This window comes from Paenibacillus polymyxa (genome assembly GCF_018614975.1).
GTDB lineage: Bacteria > Bacillota > Bacilli > Paenibacillales > Paenibacillaceae > Paenibacillus > Paenibacillus polymyxa_E.
The window spans coordinates 152,305-172,938 of record NZ_JAGGNR010000008.1; the positions used below are offsets into that span (position 1 = coordinate 152,305).

A 20,634-nucleotide genomic window follows, 5' to 3' on the forward strand; every position below is an offset into this window, starting at 1 on the left:
AATATGAAACTCATACCTTGATGATGTCACAGACTGGCGAAATGCGAGTATATCAGCATAACATGTGTTACAGAACAGCAGAGCCTCAGGATGATTAAATATGAAAAAACGATGCGTCCCCTTAATTAGGGAACACATCGTTCTTATTTGATACCAGGTATCTTATGTCAATTAATGCATAGGACCTTGTTGTCCTGGCGTTGATCCTACTTTGACCCGTTTCACGAAGAGTGAAGTAATCAGCCCAATAATCGACAGAACTAATGCAAATACAAACGCATTCTGTACACCTGACGTGAAACCTGCCAGTTGATTTTCTGGACTTTCCGGATTCGCCACACCACTCAAGAAACTGGATTGTCCTGCGCTTAATATACTTACCGCAACAGCCGTACCGATCGCTCCGGATACCTGTTGCAACGTATTCATGATGGCAGTACCGTGAGGATAATACTCACGTGGCAATTGGTTCAGACCATTCGTCTGTGCAGGCATCATAATCATCGAGATTCCAACCATCATGAACACATGCAGCGTAATGATTTTGGCCAGTGTTGTTGTAGGTGTAATTCCAGTGTACATGAAGAGTACAATCGTTACGATAGCCAGACCAATAATTACAAGCCACTTCGGCCCGAACTTGTCAAACAGTCGACCCATAACCGGAGACAGTAAACCATTCAGCAAACTTCCCGGCAATAAAACCAGTCCGGCAGTTAACGCTGAAACGGCCATACCTTGTTGCAGATACATTGGCAGGATCAGCATGGATGACAGCATCATCATCATACAGATGAATATCAGGATCAAGCCAATCGTAAACATCGGATATTTGAACGCTCGCAAATCCATCATTGGCTGTTTCATTCTCAACTGACGGATACTGAATAACAGCAAGGACAACACACCAATAACGAGAGTGGCAACAACGACCGGACTCGTCCAGCCTCCGCCAGTTTCCCCGTGTCCCCCTGCGCTACTGAAGCCGTATACGATACCACCAAAACCAAGGGTAGAAAGGATAATGGACAGTACGTCAATTTTGGGCTTGGTCAATTTCGAAATATTCGGCAAGAACATCAAGCCGCATACCAGTGAGATCATGAAGAACGGCAAGGAGATCCAGAAGATCCAATGCCAGCTCAGATTAGCCAGAATCAGACCGGAGATACTCGGACCGCTTGCTGGTGCAAACATGATAACCAAACCAATCAATCCCATGGCCGCTCCACGTTTTTCAATCGGGAAAATAACCAATATGGTGTTAAACATCAGTGGCAACAATAGCGCTGTACCTATCGCCTGCAGTACCCGTGCCACCAACAGAATTTCGAAACTAGGTGCAAGTGCAGCAACAAATGTGCCTGCAATCGAGAAAATCAAAGATGTTGTAAACAACTGTCTTGTGGTAAACCACTGCAACAGCATACCGGATACCGGTACCAGGATGCCCAACACAAGCAAGTAACCTGTAGTTAACCATTGAATCGTTGTAGGACCTACTTCCAGTAGAGCCATAAGTGGCGTCAATGCCACGTTTAATGCCGTTTCTCCAAACAGACCAATAAAGCCGCTCAGCAGCATCGCGAACAAAATCGGAAATACCTTGTTTTGCGTTGTTTCTTGTTGATTCTGTGCAGAATCAGCCTTCATGGAAACCTCCACGATCCCATCCTCCTCAAACGTATCGAACTTTCTTTTTCTCTGTCTCTTGGTATAAATTATTGAATCTGTTTGGCGTTCTTCGTCACAACCGACAAATATTCAGCAGCCGTCAGCAGAGGCTGTTTATCCTGATTTGTCAGGCTGATAATCAGTGCTCCCTCCATCAAAGAAATGATCAGAAGTGCCGTCTCCCGTGCCTTCTCTTCACCAACGCCATCCAGAATCAGATGTTTCTTAATGACATCCTGCCAATCTGCAAATACACCCTGACAGGCAATACGCAACTGCTGACTAATACACGATGTCTCCACAGCTGCCCAGAAGCTGAATGGCAGAAATCCGGTAAACCCGGCGGCTTCTGTTTCATGAGCCAAATCATGAATAAATCTCTGAATGGCGTCTCCCGTATTGTCATGGGCTGCAAATGTTTTCTCAAATGTCTGCAAGATTTGTTCATTGGCTTTTTGAATACACTCGTGCGCGAGTTCTTCCTTGCCTTGCGGGAAATAATGATACAACGACCCTTTCGGCGTACTACTCTCTTTGATGATCTGATTCAGACCGGTCGCATGATATCCTTGTGAAAAAAACAGTCTCGCTGCTGTGCTGACAATGGACTCTCTAGCATTAGACTTTTCACTCAACGAAAGCCACTTCCTTCAAATAATTATAACAATCGGTCTATATAATTAAACCCGCTCAGATCGGCACTGTCAATCATAATATTTCACTTTTTATTTGAAAGCATTTTCATATGAGAGTCATCATAACATGTTCTTTTTTTAAAATTATTACCTTTTATACATTTCTTTCTGAGAAAGTAGGGAACTTTTCCCTGTCTTCGAATACACATACATCAGTGTGAATTACACTTAATTTCGATTTTTGAGAAAAGGAGTGAGAAACTTGGCAATCCTGCTAACTGGCCCTATTGATAATAGTCCCGTCAATGGGGTAAGAGCAACCCAGACTGTTTCAATCAAAATTGAAAACCAGAGTGCCGTGAACGCCGCAACTATACTCATTCAAGGATATTCATTAATTGCAACCAGAGCTTTATATGTAAGTGAGCAATTCACAATCTTACCAGGTGCAGTAGCAACACGAAATTATTTTGCCGATCTTAACAGTTTCGAATACGTTATTACAGTTACAGGAGCAACCCCTGAGGACATTTTGGTTTCTTTTTGGGGGAAAAACAGTGCCGGCTCTTTGGTTGCTGCTCACCGACTCGTTTATTCCGAATTGTTTGGCAGCGAGAATTTTAATGGAGCTACGGGGACGACAGGTACTACCGGGCCTACAGGCATTACCGGCTCCACTGGAATTACCGGAGTCACGGGCGCGACAGGAACAACAGGTGCCACGGGTGACACTGGCGCGACAGGTCCTACCGGACCTACAGGCATTACCGGCTCCACTGGACTTACCGGAGTCACAGGCGCGACAGGAACAACAGGTGCCACGGGTGCCACGGGTGACACTGGACCATCTGGCGGTCCAGAGGGCCCTACCGGAGCTACAGGTGCGACGGGGGCTACGGGCAATACAGGTGCCACTGGAGCAACTGGCCTCGCTGGAGCAACTGGAGCGACAGGTGTTACTGGCACCACGGGGGCAACCGGGGCTACGGGCACAGTCCAGCCTAATCCTTTTGATGTATATGTTTTGCAAGGTGCAGTTGGTGGGGACGGAACACAGGCCAATCCTTTTGGAACGATTCAACAAGGTGTAACCGCGGTATCTCCAACAGGAACAGTTCATATTCTTGGTGGCACATACCCAATCACTGCAAACATTACCATTAATAAAGCAGGAATAACTCTAAAAGGCTATCCTAGTACAATCATCCTGTTACAAGCTGCTGTTATCCCTTTCACCATCATTGGAAGCGGAGTAACTGTAGACGGATTAACGATCACGAGTGATAACCCTTATGCTGTTGAATTTATTCAATTAGGCGGAACCAATCATACCGTAATAAATAATACGATATTCGGTCCTCCTCAAGCTGGCCCTTCTTCAGGTTGGGTTGTCAATCGTGGTCTCGTGACCCAGATCGGTAATATGACCGGCTTGCTTGTACAAAATAATATTTTTTATTCCTTACGTCAGCCAGCCTACTTTAACCCTAATACAACTGGAGAAGTGATTAGCAATGTTGTTTATAATACAAGAGGATTTGTTAATGACCAGGCCGTTATGGTCTTCTCTGGAAACTCATGGGGCAGTCCGGTCAATGCGGTGGATATTGCACTGCTCGTAGGTACAATAACAGGGCCCCCTTTCGATCCGATTTCTGCCCTGAGCGCCAACAACAGTACAGCAACGATTCAGGATTCCAGATAAGAATCATTACTCGTTCTTACAGAACGCCTAATCAAAACAGCCGCCGATTTGGATGTGAAACTCCAGATCGAACGGCTGTTTTTGGATGAGTAGTAATATTCCATTATTACTTTTGTGCGTAAGGTATTACTTGTGTACTTTCTGATAAACTACTGATTGAAGTTTAAACTACTCTTTCATTTTAAGTTTTAATAGATAAGTTGAGAGGGTTGAACCATACGTTTACCTGTCCACACGTCTTGCACGTAGCGTCCTTCGGCCTGAAGCTGAATGAGCCAGTCTTTCGCTTGCTGCATCGTTGCACCCTGCACATCCTGATACGCTTGCCGCAGAGTCTCTTCCACCGCAGGAGCCATCTGGCTACCATCCCCGCATACGTAGAGTTTTCCTTTGTTCATCAGCATCTGAATCAACTGTTCGGAATTCCCCTTCATCAGATGCTGGACATACGTTTTGGGTTTGCCATCCGCACGAGAAAAAGCAGTGTGTAGCTTAACGATCCCTTCCCTCTCGTATTGCTCAAGCTCCTGACGATATATGAAATCTGAATCATTCCTGCACCCAAAGAACAAATGCGCCTCACTCAGTGGCAAACCTCTCTGTTTCATGACCGCTCTTGCCTGGAGGAAACCTCTGAACGGTGCAACCCCCGTCCCCGGTCCCACCATGATCATGGGTATGTCAGCCTCTTCCGGCAGATAAAATTCGGATTCCGGCGTGCGTACAAACATCAGAATTCGTTCGCCCGCTGGACAACCGGCCAGGTACGTTGAAGCAACTCCAAGGTATTCGCCTTTACCACTCCAAGCAGGCTCTCTTACTACCGATACCGTTATGCTCGCTTGCTCGGAATTCAGGCTTGGTGAGCTGGATATTGAGTAATATCTGGGCTTGAGGGAAGGTAACAGTTCAAGGAACGTTTCAAATGGCAGCTCACACGCCTCATACTTTTCTAGCAGTTCCAGCATGGTGATTCGATTGGCAAGAATATAATCCCTGTAGCTGTTTTCGTCCAACATGCCTTCCAGTTCACGCATATGAGGCGGGCATACTGTATGATTAGCTAACTCCTGCAATTGTGTTCGGGTAACAGGCGTCTGCAATTCCACACAGTGACGCAGCAACTCATGCACCTTGACGGGACGATTCAGTGGAAGGTGTGTAAGGTGGCTGACGTCCGAAGTTAATTGGATTTGAACATCCCCACTTAGTCCGAATCGACTGAGTATCCGATCCACGGTCTCCTTCTGGTTGCCAGGTAACACACCGAGATGGTCGCCTTCTCTATAACTCATGCCTTCAGGCAGTAACACTTCGATGTGACGCGTGCTTCTTCCACTTCCCAGCGCCTGAAGCTCTTGATTCACTACAACCGTGGCATAGCCGGCATCATAAGTTCGTGCAAGTGGCATATCCGTTTTCTCGAGGACAAACTCCATTTGAAGTCTGCTGGCGCTTGGTGTGGATACCTTTACCATTTTCTCATTGATCCCCAAAGCATTCAACACCTGAGGCCACAACATATGCTGCCACGCTTCTACTTGCTTCTCCATATCTCCGCCGGCATCGGCTTCACCACGGGATAACAGTCTTTTACCTCCGAACTCTTCAAGCTTCTCATCTATCAATCGCGGAATACTCTGATACGTCCCGGACCAACTCCGATCTCCACAGCCCAGAACGGCATAGTTCACATCCCGTGCTTCCTCTGACTCTGCTTCCTTCAACCAGTCTACAAATGCCTTAGCATTTTGCGGTGGTTTGCCGTTATATGAAGCAGTGACGACGAGAACCACACCCTGTCGGGGTAACCGGCCAACCCACTCATTCAGAGAAGCTGCTGCACTTGGGATTCCATACGAACGCCCTTTCTCCGCAAGCTCTCGGGCAATGCCCTCTGCCGTTCCCAGATTGGAACCATATAACACCAGGAGCGAAGGGTTAGCATTTGCTTCAACAGCCAGGATTTCTCCCCTCTGGCTGTCACCTGCTATATTTTTATGAACAACAGGAGCAGGTTTCTCTTTCGCAGATACGGTAGATTTATTCATCGTTTGCGAAGCAGCGCGAGGTTTCACCTGGATTCGGAAGTCTCCCGGCTTCAATGTCAGTGTCTGTTTAACATCCAACTCATAGTTGCTATAATCGATCAGCTCAAAATGTTTAAGGACCATGCCAAGCACAAGTGTTGCTTCATATAAAGCAAACTGCATGCCGATACATGCTCTCTCCCCATTACCAAAAGGCTTATACGCATGATGAGGCACTTTCGTCGTATCTTCAAATCGCTCCGGACGGAAAAGCTCCGCATCCTCTCCCCATGCCTCTCTATTACGGTGTAGCTGAGGCAGAAGAATACTGCAACTTTCCCCTTTCTTTAAGGGATATTTGCCACCTATGAAGGTGTCTTCTTTAGCATATACATCAAATCCTGGGGCTGTTGGCCATAGACGTAACGATTCACTAAGAATCATGCGAATGTATGGAAGCTGAAGAATTTCCTCGTACTGTGGTGAGTCACTGACCAATATCTGATCCACCTCGTCATACGCCTTTTGAAGCGAATCCGGATTTTTCAGTAGAAAGTAAAGAGCAAAAGATAATAGACCACTCGTGGTTTCATGTCCGGCAATGAGAAACGTAATAATCTGATACCGGATGTTCTCATCATCCAGCATTTCACCAGTCTCCGGATCTTTGCCATTCAGCATACGTGCGAGCAAGTCGACCTCTCCAGGTTCTGAACTCGCTTTACGTTCCTCTATAATCTGATCTACCAGAGAGAACATCGTCTGTATATCCTCCTGGAACTGTCGTTTGGTTTTCACCATAAGCAGATTCTGAATTTTCAAACGTGAACTCTTCTGCATCGCTTCATTTAATGCCCGAACCATACTTTCAATAAAAGGACTGTGGTCCTGTCTGTAAAAACTGTTAAACCGATAATTGAATCCACATAGTCCAATGGTATCCAACGTAAGGCGTGTCATATCATCTGCAACATCAATCGTATCGTTGGAATTGAGGCGTGCCCACTTACTGATCAACTGTTCGGCAATATCCACCATCATGGGATGATAACCTTTCATGGCCTGTTTGCTGAAGGTGGGAAGCAGAATGTTATGGGCCTTTTTCCAGTTGGGCTCTGATGTTCTGCTTGTAAATAAACCATCGCCGCCAAAGGCACGTACGTTTTCGAGTTCATTGTATACATATTTGTCAAAACGGGACACATCACATAACTCAGCGACAAGATCTGGCCCAGATACGATTAAACCGGAATAACCGGGAACCGTAAGTCGATATATTGGTCCATGCTGTTCAGCCAGAACGCCTAGCGACAACGTTGGTTTATCTTTATCAATCAAAGGCAGATTGCCAAGTGGTCCATACATTTTGGGCTGTGGAATGTATGTTGCATCACTCATGATGATCACCTCTTATCTGTACGCCGTGGAGCAAGGTACTCGTTAGCCGTATGATGGCTGTTCTGCTTTCATTCATAAGTGATCTCTCCTTTGATGTTTTTATAAATGATAGATTTATATATCATTTGATAATACCATAAACCACAATTGATTTAATATCAAATTTTCTTAAGGCTGAATTACTTTCAATTGAACCGTTCAACGTTTAGGTTGAAAAACAACAAATAGAGGATTGCATATGCAATCCCCTACTGTATGAACCAATGACTCTTTGATTCTATGACGTTTTTTAATGTATTCTAATGATGACTTGGCTCATCCCACTTCTCGAAATTCAATTCATTATTCATGCTTACCGCAGACAACGCCCCCAGAGACGCAGCCGTGATTGCCTGATACATCTCGGATGCTGCATCACCAGCACTGAATACACCCGCTACAGATGTTTTGCCGGAAGCATCAACGATAACCGTTCCAGACTCTGTAATTTCACAACCGATGGCCTTTGGCAGTTCTGATCCGGTAAACAGTTTCGGTTGGAAGAACACTCCTGTGCATGGAATCGCTGTACCGTCATTCAGTACAACTTGCTTCACCATTCCTTCTTCCGAGTTAATGGATTGAATCGGTTCATCAAATACATTAACGTTATGCTGCTTCAACTCTTCGCGCTGCTCATCAGTTAATGAATCTGATCCATTCGTACAGATCGTATAACGTTCTGTCCAGCCGGATATGACTTTTGCCATATGCAATGCCTTATCTCCACTTACGATGATGACCAGCGATTGGTCTCTTAACTCCCATCCATCACAATACGGACACACAAACGCACTTTTGCCGTAAACCTCTGTTAATCCGTTAATATCCAAGGGCAGATCTTTCTTACCTACCGCAAATAGAATCTTTTTCGTGCGATAACTTGCCCCCTGAGTAGTCTTGACTACAAAATCGCCATCGCTACCTGTTATCGCTGTTGCCGTATCGGATGCAAATTGAACTGAAGGATACGCTGCAATCTGTTCTTTGGCTGCTTTCCGGAATTCCCGAGGACTGGCCCCATCTCTCGTCACAAACCCATGAGTCTCCCTTGTGACCCAGTTTCGCGGTGTCTCATCATCAATGACCACCACGTTCTTGCGGGCCCTGCCGAGTACAAGTGCTGCATTAAGCCCCGCTGGTCCTCCACCAATAATAAGTACATCCAAGAGTTGATTCATATTACTCACATTATTCACCCTTTCCAGACATTTAATATCTCTAATTAAACTTTAAAAATAACCTCCGCTTTCTCTTAAGAAAGTAATTCGGAGATTTACAAGAAGACACTCAAACATAACTATTAAAGATATCTTATATCTACAATAAACAAAACCTAAGCATTTTGCAACATATATCTTTAACTACTTTCTTCATCCAGGCCTGTGTGAGTTGAATAAAAGATTATTTACACTTACACTACAATGACAGAACAACTATAAATCACTGTTCTACCTTAATTTTTCGATTCTCTCCTGTAACACAGAAATAATTATTTAACAATTAAAAAAAACCTTGTTTTTAAATTGTTCACAATCAGATGACATTATTTTAAATACTAAAACGTTAATTAAATCACATAGTGTATTGAATGGTATAATAGCAACATAATATATAAGTATAGATATAGGAAGTGAGTTCTTGAAAACATTGAATAATGGTTCACAGACCAATATCAGCCTGGAGTATAGCTCGATTCCGAAAGTATTCTTCGATACGATCAAAATCGGAATCATCAAGTCCAACCTGATCGCCATGTTTGCGGGTTTAAGTTTGGCTTTATATGTATTTGATGCTTCAATCTTAGCTAATATTGTACCAATCATCCTTTCCTTTATTGGATCTTCCCTCATTATTGGGGCTGCAGGGGTGTTTAACAACTTGTATGATCGTGATATTGATGCGATCATGGAACGTACGAAGAAACGTCCTACCGTTACGGGACGCGTAGATACCAAGTCGGGGCTAATTCTCGGTATTGCAATCACCATCATCGGGGGCATCATGTTGTACATCGCTTCCCCATCCGCTGCTGTATTTGGTATTTTGGGTCTGTTGCTTTACGTGTTCCCTTACACGATGTGGACCAAACGTACAACGATCTACAACACGGAAGTGGGAAGTCTTTCGGGTGCTGTGCCTCCGCTCATCGGTTGGGCAGCCATTTCACCGGAACTGGGTCATTTCGAGATCTGGGCATTGGTCGTTACGATGCTCTTATGGCAAATGCCTCACTTCTACGGGATTGCGATTCGTCGTTTTGACGAATACAAAGCTGCTGGTGTTCCCATGCTCCCCGTTGTTAAAGGCATCAGACGGACATACATTCAGACAAATGTGTATCTGGTACTGTTACTGATCTCCAGCTTTTTATTCTGGCCTATGAGTCCATTTGTCGCTATTGTGGCATTTCTGGTCAGCTTGGCTTGGCTCATTCTTAGTGTGGCTACCTTTGATAAGAAAGAAACAGAGAAATGGTCCAAACGGATGTTTATCTTCTCCATTAACCATATCACTATTATCTTCCTGGTCATCATTGCGTATTCCTTGATTGCTCAATTGATGAGATAAAAATATTCCATCTTTCTACTCGTTATAACGATAAAAAGCCTTACAGACTTTACTCTTTCAAGGAGTCGTCTGTAAGGCTTTTTTGCTTTCTTATTATCTTTCCCAAATTTTCAAAGCTATCCAACCTTGGCGGGGATTTGCTCCCCTTGCCACAGTAGCTGCATCTCTTCATTGGTGGCAAGCAATTCGGCCAAGCTTCCCTCGGCTTCAATGCGTCCATCTTTCATCACGATAATATGATCTGCTTTGGAAAGTGCTGCCCTGCGGTGAGAAACCGCGATGCAGGTGACATCCGGCTCTTGGAAAAGCCCTTCCCATACTTGTTGTTCTGTCTCCACATCCAGTGCACTGGACAGGTCATCAAAGATAAACAGGTCCGCCTCCGTCATTAACATGCGTCCTGTGGCCGCGCGCTGAATTTGCCCGCCTGACAGCATGACTCCTCTCGGACCAACCGGGGTCTCAAGCCCCTGATCCAGATGTTTGATATCCTTCTCCATCACAGCCAGACGAATAGCTTTTTCAAGCGCTTGCTCGGTGTTACCCGGTTTTCCCTGGACGATATTTTCTTTCAACGTATCACTAAACAGTCTTGGCACTTGCGGGGTATACGCGGCTCTAGGCGGCATCAGGAACGTGGCTGGATCAACAGCTGCTCCATTCCAGTGAATGTCCCCTTTTTGCTTCGGTAACAGCCCAAGAAGTGTTCGTACCAGCGTTGATTTACCTGATCCAATCCGTCCTGTAATAACAAGAAATTGTCCACGTTCCAGCCGAAAACTGATCTCTTCTATGCCATTTGCAGAATTCGGATATTGATAAGTCAGCTTATTCACCTCAAGAGATTGCAACTTCTCCTTAGGGTCCCTCTGTTCACTTACAAGCTCCGGCGGATCTTCATACAGATAGATTTCCCTCGAATCCATGATCTGATCTTCTTCTCCCGGGCGGAATAGCTTACGCATACGATCATAGGAAACCTTAAGCCTTTTATGCTGAAACACCATATAACCAAACAGTGATATGCTAAATCCGATATTGGCCAGATAACTGGTGAATAAGGCAAAATCACCGACAGTAAAGTTTCCTGCTTTCATCTCAGCTGCACACATCAGTAGAATCAATCCGGTACAGATACTTAGAACATGCTGATTCATGGATCTCATCCACTGCTTGAACAGATTATCTCGAAGTGCAGCCTGACGACGATCTTCATTTAGCTGGTTAAATCGCTTTGAGACATTCTCTTCAGCCTGACCCAGTTTCAGGGCTTGAACAGCTCCAAACGTTTCCGCAATAAAACTGGTAATTCGCCCAGTCGCTTCGCGATTAACCTGTGCATACTTCCGAGCCCGATTCCCGGACAAGTTGTTGAGCAAGGTCACGACCACCAATGGCAACACGGCAACCAACGTAATCTGCCAATTAATGTTCGCCATAATGACGATGGACACAACAGCAAATACGAGCCGTCCCCAAAAGTCCACCCATGATTCTACATACTCGACGACTTCATCCACATCATCCCGAAAGCGACTCATCGCCTCCCCTGGTGAAGCCGGAAGATTACGCCCCGGCCAGCGCATGATCGCTGCGAGCATGTTGGTTCGCAAAATCGCCTGAACATGATACAGATACGTAACCCAAGCATAGAAGGCCACAAAAAATGTGCCCACCCTAGCCATTCGAACCAAAGCAATAAAGATGAGCGGCACAGCAAGCCACATGTAGTCATTTGAACCCGCTGTTGTCCGATCAAAAAACCACTGCATCCCGATCCCAATGGCTAGCGGCAAGGAATGAAATATACACCATAACAATCCATTGATTACAAACAAGAATGGCCTAAATCGAAACAAACGGCCTATAAATCCTGCTACAGTCATGCCAATTCCTTCTCTCGGCCTGTAATGAGCAGTCTGGCATAATGGGATGCCGGGTTACTGGCAAGTTCTTCTCTTGCTCCAAATTCCAGCACCTTACCATCTCCAAGCACCATAATCCGGTCTACTTTTTCCAGCGTAGCCAGTCGGTGTGCAATGATGACTCCTGTGCATTGTTTCATTAACTGGTCAATCGCAGATTGAAGCATACCTTCGGTCGCAGCATCCAAACGTGACGAAGGCTCATCCAGAATAACCAGACTTGGTTCGGTCAAAAATACGCGAGTTAAGGCAAATAACTGTGCTTCCCCTGCTGACAATGAAGCTCCACCTGCTGTCAGATACGTATCGAGCCCTGCAGGTTGCGAATCAATCCATTGACTGAGTCCAAGTCGGTCCGTAGTCTCTTTGATCATATGATCCGAGACATCCCCATTGAACAGGGTCAGGTTGTCACGCAACGTGCCATCGAACAATTGCACATCCTGTGTCACCATGCCAACGCGGCGATAAAGCGCTTGTAACGAAAGCTTTGTGATATCCGTTCCGCCTACACGGATCGTCCCCCGATCCAGATTGTACAGGCGGAGAAGAACACGACTAAGACTCGATTTACCGCTACCTGTGCGACCGATGATTCCCAGACGTTCACCAGGCTTAATGGCAAAAGTAATGTCCTGCAATACCGGTTTATCCTGGTTATAACTGAAATGTACCTGACTGAATTCCAATCCAAGAGGTCCTTCCGGCAATCCCCCCTCTGTACCCTCTTCAATCACACTTTGCATGGACAACAGCTCTCTGGAGCGCAGCATGCCTGATTTTGCTTTTTGGAACTCCTGCACCTGATCTCCAAGCATCTCAATCGGATCATTCAGCATCTGTGTATATTGGTAGATCAGAAATAATGTTCCGATACTAATTAGACCTTCCATATAATAATGCACACCCAGCAAAAGCACCGCAGTGACCGCCAGTGCAAACAGAACTACGGTGGTATTCCACGGAATAACCCGTAGCAGCCAGGCTTTTCTCCCCTTACGGAATACGGTGCGCATCGTGCGATAGAAGCGGTTCATCACATAAGGCACATGGCCATTCGCTTGTACATCTTCAATCCCGGCAATGCGTTCTTCAATTAATCCGAACAGAGAGGCACTTGCCGCCCGTTCATTTTTGGAAGAGTCCACGCCCAGATTTCGGATGAAGACCATGAACAGGATCGATAATAATGTGAACACGGTCATAACCAAAGCAATGGGCACATTGACGCTGAACATGAACCCGAGAATTCCGGCCAGCAGTACAAAACTCCCGATCACTTGCACAATAAACATCGCGAAAAAATTGGAGATACTCGTTACGTCGCCATCCACACGTTCAATCATCTCTCCAGGTGTTTTCACATTATGAAAACGCATATCAAGACGCAGACAGTGCTTCAGCAGATCTCCGCGCAGTTGATTCGTGGCCCGCCAGGCCACATCGTTCCCCAAATAACTGACCGCTACCGTGATGAGTTGATTAAACACGGCGACAACCAGAAATATTCCTGCGAGCTGAACAAGATTGGTGAGGACTCCCCCACTTGCTGCTGTATCGATAAATCGTTTAATAATCTGTGGATTCAAAAGCTGAAGCCCCGTTGATGTGAGCAACATGATTAAAAGAAAGGCCAGCCGTCCTTTAACGGGTTTCAGATAACGCAGCAGCCATGACATGGAGCGTTTCTCTGTTTTGGGCACAGGTCCCACCTCTTTATCGGTTTATTTATTTAAAATGAACTAAAGAACATTACATTGTAACTACGATGACAGAATAACCTTTCGATCGCTGTTACCCCCACTAGGATGAATCATACATAATGACATTAAAATCGGGATTTCCCGCCCATAATTGATATGTAGAACATATGTTGACCATTGTACATTCTCCTTTTCAACCAGTTAGTTTTTTATAAAATAACGCTCCAAACGCTCCTTTCCATGTGAACAGATTAGTGGAATGCATGCAAAAAAGCCATAGATGAACTAATGTTCATCTACAGCTTGTAGCCAAAAGAGATCGAATGAAATGCAAAGCATTTCCCGTATCTCCTCTGCATCGCAATAATGATGAGCGTCCACGACAGAGGTGCACAAACATGACTGTCCCAACGCGATCATTGCAAAAAAATTGGATTAATGTCACTATGCTCATGCGTATTCAGTTATCGATTCGAAATCTGTCTAGGCATAAACATAATCATCATCCCACCCGTTTCACATATTTGTTGTTTATTGTATTCGCTGAATCAAAATTCGTCAAGATAATTTTAACTGAATTGTTATTTAATTCATGTCATTAATCTTCTCAATTCCTGCTACAAACTCAATGATGTGGACTCCGTTTGCTTCTCTCTAACAACAAGACGTCGATGTGCGATCAGAAGAAAAGGTACTCCCAGGGCAGTCGTCAGCGCAATCGGCAGAAAGACAGCCAGCCCATTCTCCGCTCCAAATTGACTTAACAACACCCCTCCCATGACAGGAGCAATGACACTACCAATATTATTGAATCCGATGGTACCGAAATACGTTCCTTTCCATTCCGGCTTCGCAATCCGGTCAATGAGCATATCCATCATGGTGAACAACAATACTTCCCCGATGGTAAATAGTATGACACTCATCATCATCATGAGTACACCTTCAGCGACTCCGACCATCATCAGACTGATTGCGACCAGCAGGTTACCCACAATCAGAGGAACAAGCGGTGGAAAGTTTCGGAATGTGCGCACAAGAGGATACTGAATAATCAATACCGTCACGGCGTTCAGGGAAAGCATGTACGAGAACATCTGGCTTCCATTCTCAAAGATCGAGCTTCTCGCCAAGTACTGTGCCAACGTAGAACTAAAGTGCCCGTAACCCAAAACACAAAATGTGGTACCGATCAATACCGGCAGAAATACCCGGTCGCGACCGGTGGTCATGAGTGCTTCACGCAAACGTGGTGCGGTTGCCTGATGACGCTCTGGCAGATTGGCATGCTGTAGCTTGAATTGCAGAAATAATACAAGTCCATAGGCTATGTATACCAAGCCGGAAATCACAAACGGAAACGTCGATTCAGATGATCCCAGCTGAAATCCGATAATTGGCCCAAAGACTACACCGAGATTAATTGCAGCATATCTGAGGTTGAACACCAGCAATTTGTTCTCCGGAGGAGTAATATCCGATAACAGTGCTCTGGAGGTGGGCTCAAATACTGCACGGCATAATCCGTTTAACGTATTGGCAACAAAGAACACCCATAGATGCTCTGCTGCTGAAAAGATAAAAAACACACCTGCCCAGCTAAATACCGAGATTAACATCACGATTTTGCGACCGATCCGGTCCGAAATATACCCTCCATAAAAGCTGACCATCACACCAGCCAGCGAGCTAACGGCCACAGTAATACCGGTCTGGGTCGGTGTAGCCTCAAGTACACGTGTCAGATAGATGGATAGAAACGGGATACTCATTGACGTCACAAGACGTCCAAACATGGTTCCGATAATGATCGTCCATGCCAAGGGGTGAATTTGCCTTAAATATTGCTTCATGCGAACTTCTCCTATTCTTTCTAAGTGCTTCAAAAGCGAACTTTTTGAACAACTTCTACTAATTCGTGTTCAAAAAGTTCGGTTTTCAGTACCGAGAAGATGGGATTAAGCTAGAAATGGAGTAGCGGAGCGTAGGAAAACTACGTGAGCAACGGACATTTCGGCTGAATTCCATATTCGATGCTGATGATGCCTTTAGGCATCTTTCGTAATCAAAAGCGGACTTTTTGAACAACTTCTACTAATGTATAATTGTAAGGATAAAAGGGGGAAGTAAAAGTGTAAACATATGATCACACTTTTCACCTTTAATAGAGGAGTCCTGACCATGGATACCCTGCATACACACTTTATAAGGCTCGCCGGGGCCGAACAACTGTCTTTCAAGCTTCATGAACCTGTAGCTGTGACGATTGACAGCCTGTCCGCAGCTTTGTGCTGCACCCCTCGTAATGTAAAGTTCATTCTTAGAAAATTGGAGGAACAAGGCTTCATCCACTGGCAGCCTGGGCGTGGTCGTGGACATCATTCGGAGTTAACGATGCTGCGTAGCATGAATGAAGCGCTGGAAGCGAGCTTTACAGAACTTCTGGCTAAAGGCAAAATGAAAGATGCTATAGAACTCATCGGAACCATTCAGATGGATGATTCACTGCGAGAGCAGCTCATGCTCTCCCTCCATCAACAGATGGGATTTCACAGCCAAGATGAAACTGCCTCTGGTCAGGATATTCTGCGTATCATGAGGTCACGCCAGTTAGGTGATTTGGACCCAGCCTTTGTTTATACTGCATTTGAAACCTACCTGTTAAGCCAGGTCTGTAATACGTTAATCACCTATGATGCCAAGACGGAATCATTCCTGCCAGCACTAGCTCACATGTGGGAATGCAGCGCGGACCATCGCTTATGGACCTTCTATCTCCGAAAAGGTGTACGTTTCCACAATGGACGTGTCATGACATCCCGGGATGTCCAAGCGACGTTGCAACGATTAATTGATGTGCATAGTCCGTCCATCTGGTTATATCGGGATATCGAACGCGCGGAAGTAGCTGGCGATTACTGCATCAAGTTTGTTCTACATCGTCCTAATCGGTTCTTCTTGCATCTGTTCAGTTGTATACGGATGACCATCCTGCCCTACGATTACAATGTAGCCAATACCTTAATTGGTACCGGTCCTTTTCAGATCTCTGATCAGAATGAAGACGTGCTGGAGCTTACCGCTTTTGATACATACTTCGGCATCCGGCCACATCTGGATCAAGTCCACTTCTGGTTTGTGCCAGACCTGAGTCCGAATGATCGCTACTATGAGCTACCGGGTACAGATCGATTGAGTCTCGCAACAGGCTGTGATCAGACCAACAGCATCAATTATCCGGCGCTGGGTTGTCAGTACATGCTGTTCAATTTTCACAAGGATGGCATCCATCATCATCCCTTATTTCGACAAGCCCTGCGTATCGTCTATGATTCGGTCGCGCTTGTCAGAGATCTCGGTGGGAATCGGATCACACCAGCCAGCAGCTTCCTTCCCTGGAGAAGTGCAGCCCAGAACTGGTCAGCTGTCTCTCTTGAGCATGCTCGTGAATTGCTGCGTAACTGTGGATACCAAGGTGAGAAGATAACATTATCGTATAAGCATAATAAGGATTCAGACGTTGCGGAGTGGATTCAGTATCGTGCAGAGTCCATCGGTCTGAACATCAGCATGCAGGCCGTTGTGGATTATTTCAATTCAGAGGAAACCACGAACGCACAATTGATCCTGGCTGAAGAGATCCTGGAGGAAGATTGGCAGTACGGCATGATTCATTTTTTCAAAAACCTTTCCAATCATTTTCATATGTGTATGTCTCCTGCTTTCCAGTCCCTGCTGGATGACAAACTGGATCATTTCGCAAAGCTTCATCGGGCAGAGCGTACAGTCCTCCTGGATGAAGCCGAATCCATGCTACGTGATCACTGCTGGATCTTGCATGGCTGTCACATGAACAAGCAAGCTGAGCTGGATCAGAGCATCTTCGGCATGCAGACAGCTGAATTCGGTTATCTGGACATCTCCAAATTGTGGATCAAAAATCTTTAGGGATTTGTCCTTAGTCGCATCTGTGGGATGCAGGGCGGAGGACAAAATCATGGAACAGCAAAAAAAAGCTGCTAGCCTATTTACGATAAGCTAGCGGCTTTTTTGCTCATGAATCCATTTTTATCGCACTCAAAGATTATTTTTGATGTAATAGGTCTCCAATGCTTGCATAATAGATTCGATTTTAATCGGTTTGCTGACATACGCATCCATGCCTGCCTTCAAGCATTTATCCATATCTCCTCTTAACGCATTTGCAGTTACCGCAATAATGTATGGACAACTCTCGGGGTGCAAAGAATTTTTGATCACTTTTGTCGCTTCGAATCCATTAAGCCTTGGCATATGCACATCCATGAAGACAATATCATATGAATTGTGTTTGACCGCCTCGACTGCCTCAACACCGTCCGCCACATGATCCACGAAGTGCCCTTTTTTCTCAACGATTCTGCTAAGGACGAGCTGATTCACCTCATTGTCTTCTGCAATTAAAATCCGCAAGGCTGATGTTCTGCTTTTCTTTTGCTGTTGATCTAACCTGTTGCTCTCTTCACCGTTATTTAATTTAAATTGGGCGGTAAATATAAATATTGTCCCCGGTTCATCCGATTCCTCGATCCAGATCTCTCCATGCATAAGCTCCACCAATTTCTTGCTAATGGCAAGGCCAAGACCAGTACCTTGAGGTTTGCGGGTCATAAAATTTTCCAGTTGGTAGAATGGTTCAAATAATTGTTGTTTCCTCTCAGCCGGAATGCCAATGCCCGAATCCTTTACCTGAAAATAAAGCTGCACGTTATTGTCGCACTGCTCCGTAACTCCCACTTTAACTTCTACGCCGCCTTCTGAAGTGAATTTGACCGCGTTGCCGATGATATTGGTAAGCACCTGTTTAAGACGGTAAGCATCACCATACACCGGAGTCGGAATGGCGTCATCTACGCACATACGAACGTCCAACTTCTTTTCACGAGCCAGTGGTTTTACGAGTTGCACGGTCTCTGCCACGATTTCTGCGAGATCAAAAGGATCGTCTACCAGATCGGTTTTGCCTGACTCAATTTTGGAAAAATCAAGAATATCATTAATGATGGCCAGTAAGGAATCTCCACTCTTCTGGATGATTTCGATATATTCCTTTTGTTCCCCACTAAGACCAGGGGTATCCAAGAGCAAATCCGTCATCCCAATTACACCGTTCATAGGTGTGCGGATTTCATGACTCATCATCGCCAAAAATTCACTTTTAGCCTTATTCATTCTCTCCGCTGTCTCTTTGGCCACAAGCAGTTTTTTCTGCTCCGTAATATCCTTCGCAATCAGGTAAAACCCGACATTGGATGTATTAATAATGATCGGAGCAAGCGTAGCCAAGACTTCTGTCTCAGATCCATCCGTGTGCCGAACAGCATTGATTTCCTTTTCAGCCATCTCATAATTACTGCCCAGGATCAGACCCAGATTACTGGCTCCGATAAATCTGCTTATGCTTGTACCCATCATTTCAACCACGGGACAGCCCGTCATTTTCACCGCTACCGGATTGGCATTCATAATATTACCATCCATGTTAAACGAGATAATGGCGTCATGATTATATTTTTTAAGTGAGGTGTATCGCTCCACAGATTCCTGCAATTTGAATTCGATGCGTTTGCGTTCAGTAATATCCTGTAGTGTTCCGTTTAGCTGGATTGGCTGACGATTCTCATCGAGCGTAATCAATCCGCGCAAGTGAAGATACTTCTCATGTCCATCAGTGCTGATGTGTTTGTATTCAAAATTGAGCGGTTCACCCTGTTTTACCCCTGTAATATGTTTTTGTAAAGAGGCTATATCTTCGGAACCCATAACATCAAAAACATCACTTACTCGATATGGTTTGCAGGTGCGTTCAAGTTCAAAAATCTCAAAGATCTGGTCTGAAAATGTAATGTGGTCTTTGACCATATCCCATTCCCAACTACCAATTAAGGCAATACGTTCAGCCTCAGCACTGATATCCTTTTGTTTTTTTGACTCGGATACATCTCGTCCAATCGAAAGAATCTGCTGTCCATGCTCAGCATCACCAAAGACTTTGTATGTGGTTTCAAACCAAAGGTAATCCCCGTCTTTATGGCGGACCCTGATATTCAACAGATTACCTTTCGTCAAGTCCATCTGTGAGATCCGTTCCAGATCTTGTGGGTGGAAATATGCATCATTATTTTGACCAATCACTTCTTCTGGCGAATAACCCAATAAAAGTTGGACTGAGGGAGAGCAGAATCGACAAACGCCCTCCTGATCAGCAATATAGATGATCTCCTGAGCATGATCTGTAATAAGTTTGAACATCTCTTCATTATGCAGGAGCTTTTGTTCGGACAGTTTACGATCAGTAATATCAACAATATGGCAAATGAAGTAAAGCGGGTCATCCGTAATTTCGCTTCGAGCCAAGGAAATATGCAATGAAATCCATAAGATGTCGCCATTTTTATTAATGTAGCGCTTTTCATATTTATACTCTTTTGATTTACCTTCAAATAGCTCGGAACTATAAATCACATCTTGTAGTGAATCATCTGGATGCGTAATATCCTGGTAGGTGAGTTCCATTAATTCCTCACTAGTAAAACCCAGCATAGAACAAAAAGCAGGGTTTACTTTCATCCATTGTCCTGTCGGAGCAACGAGTGCAATTCCAATAGGCGCTTGGTTATATATCTGCTCAAACAATTCATGATGGTCGACCTTTTGAACCTGCATTGTAAGCTCTCCTTTTGGCATATAAACTCAAGTTATAGATTGTCGAAATTTAAATTTTGCTAAATATGTTTGTTCTACAAGGACAAGTCGGTTTTGAAACAACAATACCTGCTTAATAACCAGTATTTTAGCCATTGAAACGGTTCTTTTCAAAAGTTTTATGTCTTTGAAACCAAACTAGGCCTGGAATCCATTCATATGGAAACCCGACCTTTGTTGCTATATATCATTATAAATCATATGCAGCGC

General features: G+C 44.8%; 11 protein-coding genes. 3 read left to right on the top strand and 8 right to left on the bottom strand.

From position 1 onward, the window contains the following. Positions 1–171 precede the first annotated feature (171 nt). Together J7E78_RS04130 and J7E78_RS04135 are read right to left on the bottom strand one after the other, a co-directional pair. Positions 172–1,653, bottom strand: coding sequence for a DHA2 family efflux MFS transporter permease subunit (locus J7E78_RS04130; RefSeq protein WP_215075536.1), 1,482 nt, complete (start codon positions 1,651–1,653; stop codon positions 172–174). Positions 1,654–1,721: 68 nt separating this feature from the next. Next, complete coding sequence (locus tag J7E78_RS04135; RefSeq protein ID WP_074094904.1) at positions 1,722–2,309, bottom strand: TetR/AcrR family transcriptional regulator; 588 nt, start codon at positions 2,307–2,309, stop codon at positions 1,722–1,724. Positions 2,310–2,562: 253 nt separating this feature from the next. Here J7E78_RS04135 and J7E78_RS04140 point away from each other — a divergent pair, with 253 nt between their 5' ends. Continuing rightward, positions 2,563–4,014, top strand: coding sequence for a right-handed parallel beta-helix repeat-containing protein (locus J7E78_RS04140; protein WP_311516920.1), 1,452 nt, complete (start codon positions 2,563–2,565; stop codon positions 4,012–4,014). A 188-nt stretch (positions 4,015–4,202) separates the two neighbouring features. Here J7E78_RS04140 and J7E78_RS04145 read toward each other — a convergent pair whose 3' ends face one another. After that, on the bottom strand, positions 4,203–7,442 hold the full coding sequence (locus J7E78_RS04145; protein WP_215075065.1) for a bifunctional cytochrome P450/NADPH--P450 reductase: 3,240 nt from the start codon (positions 7,440–7,442) through the stop codon (positions 4,203–4,205). Positions 7,443–7,741: 299 nt separating this feature from the next. Continuing rightward, positions 7,742–8,662 (bottom strand): NAD(P)/FAD-dependent oxidoreductase, encoded by a 921-nt coding sequence (locus J7E78_RS04150; protein WP_215075537.1) that lies wholly within the window; start codon positions 8,660–8,662, stop codon positions 7,742–7,744. Positions 8,663–9,122: 460 nt separating this feature from the next. Here J7E78_RS04150 and cyoE point away from each other — a divergent pair, with 460 nt between their 5' ends. Further along, complete coding sequence (gene cyoE / locus J7E78_RS04155) at positions 9,123–10,052, top strand: heme o synthase (RefSeq protein WP_215075066.1); 930 nt, start codon at positions 9,123–9,125, stop codon at positions 10,050–10,052. Positions 10,053–10,168: 116 nt separating this feature from the next. Here cyoE and J7E78_RS04160 read toward each other — a convergent pair whose 3' ends face one another. The 3 genes from J7E78_RS04160 to J7E78_RS04170 all read right to left on the bottom strand — a co-directional run bounded on the left by J7E78_RS04160 (position 10,169) and on the right by J7E78_RS04170 (position 15,533). Next, the gene (locus tag J7E78_RS04160) at positions 10,169–11,938 is read right to left on the bottom strand and encodes an ABC transporter ATP-binding protein (protein WP_215075067.1); all 1,770 of its coding nucleotides are present in this window, start codon (positions 11,936–11,938) and stop codon (positions 10,169–10,171) included. Further along, entirely contained in the window at positions 11,935–13,680 is a 1,746-nt protein-coding gene (locus J7E78_RS04165) for an ABC transporter ATP-binding protein (protein WP_215075068.1), read from the bottom strand. Before J7E78_RS04165 ends, J7E78_RS04160 begins: the two co-directional genes overlap by 4 nt. A gap of 617 nt (positions 13,681–14,297) precedes the next feature. After that, on the bottom strand, positions 14,298–15,533 hold the full coding sequence (locus tag J7E78_RS04170) for an MDR family MFS transporter (protein ID WP_215075069.1): 1,236 nt from the start codon (positions 15,531–15,533) through the stop codon (positions 14,298–14,300). Positions 15,534–15,861: 328 nt separating this feature from the next. Here J7E78_RS04170 and J7E78_RS04175 point away from each other — a divergent pair, with 328 nt between their 5' ends. Further along, positions 15,862–17,628: an ABC transporter substrate-binding protein gene (locus J7E78_RS04175; RefSeq protein WP_215075070.1), complete on the top strand. Its 1,767-nt coding sequence runs from the start codon at positions 15,862–15,864 to the stop codon at positions 17,626–17,628. Positions 17,629–17,757: 129 nt separating this feature from the next. Here the strand turns inward: J7E78_RS04175 and J7E78_RS04180 are convergent, their stop codons facing one another. After that, positions 17,758–20,385 (bottom strand): PAS domain S-box protein, encoded by a 2,628-nt coding sequence (locus tag J7E78_RS04180; protein ID WP_215075071.1) that lies wholly within the window; start codon positions 20,383–20,385, stop codon positions 17,758–17,760. Between the last annotated feature and the right edge of the window lie 249 nt (positions 20,386–20,634).

Bases quoted from the DNA above. Each gene is read 5' to 3' on its own strand.
- J7E78_RS04130 (WP_215075536.1), bottom strand. From the start codon at position 1,653: ATGAAGGCTGATTCTGCACAGAATCAACAAGAAACAACGCAAAACAAG.
- J7E78_RS04145 (WP_215075065.1), bottom strand. From the start codon at position 7,442: ATGAGTGATGCAACATACATTCCACAGCCCAAAATGTATGGACCACTT.
- J7E78_RS04150 (WP_215075537.1), bottom strand. From the start codon at position 8,662: ATGAATCAACTCTTGGATGTACTTATTATTGGTGGAGGACCAGCGGGG.
- J7E78_RS04160 (WP_215075067.1), bottom strand. From the start codon at position 11,938: ATGACTGTAGCAGGATTTATAGGCCGTTTGTTTCGATTTAGGCCATTC.
- J7E78_RS04170 (WP_215075069.1), bottom strand. From the start codon at position 15,533: ATGAAGCAATATTTAAGGCAAATTCACCCCTTGGCATGGACGATCATT.
- J7E78_RS04175 (WP_215075070.1), top strand. From the start codon at position 15,862: ATGGATACCCTGCATACACACTTTATAAGGCTCGCCGGGGCCGAACAA.
- J7E78_RS04180 (WP_215075071.1), bottom strand. From the start codon at position 20,385: ATGCAGGTTCAAAAGGTCGACCATCATGAATTGTTTGAGCAGATATAT.